This window comes from Acinetobacter sp. YT-02 (genome assembly GCF_002412355.1).
Classification (GTDB): Bacteria; Pseudomonadota; Gammaproteobacteria; order Pseudomonadales; family Moraxellaceae; genus Acinetobacter; species Acinetobacter towneri.
Map to the genome: position 1 here is coordinate 1 of NZ_NOZT01000047.1, position 593 is coordinate 593.

At 40.1% G+C, this 593-nt stretch carries 2 protein-coding genes; both read left to right on the forward strand.

The window, feature by feature from the left end:
• Window positions 1-276 (forward strand): type II toxin-antitoxin system RelE/ParE family toxin (locus CF596_RS11625; protein WP_143228687.1); only part of this gene is annotated, 276 nt, incomplete at its 5' end.
• Entirely contained in the window at window positions 269-541 is a 273-nt protein-coding gene (gene nadS / locus CF596_RS11630) for a NadS family protein (RefSeq protein WP_000369781.1), read from the forward strand. The genes CF596_RS11625 and nadS, both read left to right, overlap by 8 nt.
• The last annotated feature ends 52 nt before the right edge of the window (window positions 542-593 follow it).

The following is a 593-nucleotide window of genomic DNA, read 5'->3' on the forward strand; positions in this document are numbered from 1 at the left end:
CTTGTATCTGATGAGGAATATCGTCAACTTCAGCAAGATCTTTTGGTACAGCCTGATAGAGGTGACCTAATCAAGAATGGCGGTGGTATTCGCAAAGTACGTTGTGCTCAAGGTAACAAAGGGAAAAGTGGTGGGATACGGGTGATTTATTATTGGGTCACCGAGGATGATCAGATCTTTTTCTTAGTGGCTTATCCAAAATCAGTAAAAGATAATTTAACAGATAAGGAAACCGCCATTCTGCACCAACTCGTGAAGGAGCAATTTCATGGATAACAACTTATTTGATGACTTGGTTGCTTCAATCAAAGAAGCTGGAGCTATCAAACGTAAAGAAGTTAAAGCAAGCCGAGTTACAGAACTCGAATTGCCTGATATTAAAGAAGTACGTGAAAAAACTGGCTTGAGCCAAAATGAATTTGCTGCACGTCTACATATTAGCCCCCGTACCCTGCAAAATTGGGAACAGGGACGACGCTATCCAACTGGACCAGCAGCTACATTGATTCGAATTTTAGATGCTCACCCAAGCCTTATTTGAAAAAATTACTTAAAAAATGGGAGCTTAAGGCTCCCATTTTTATTTCGTATAA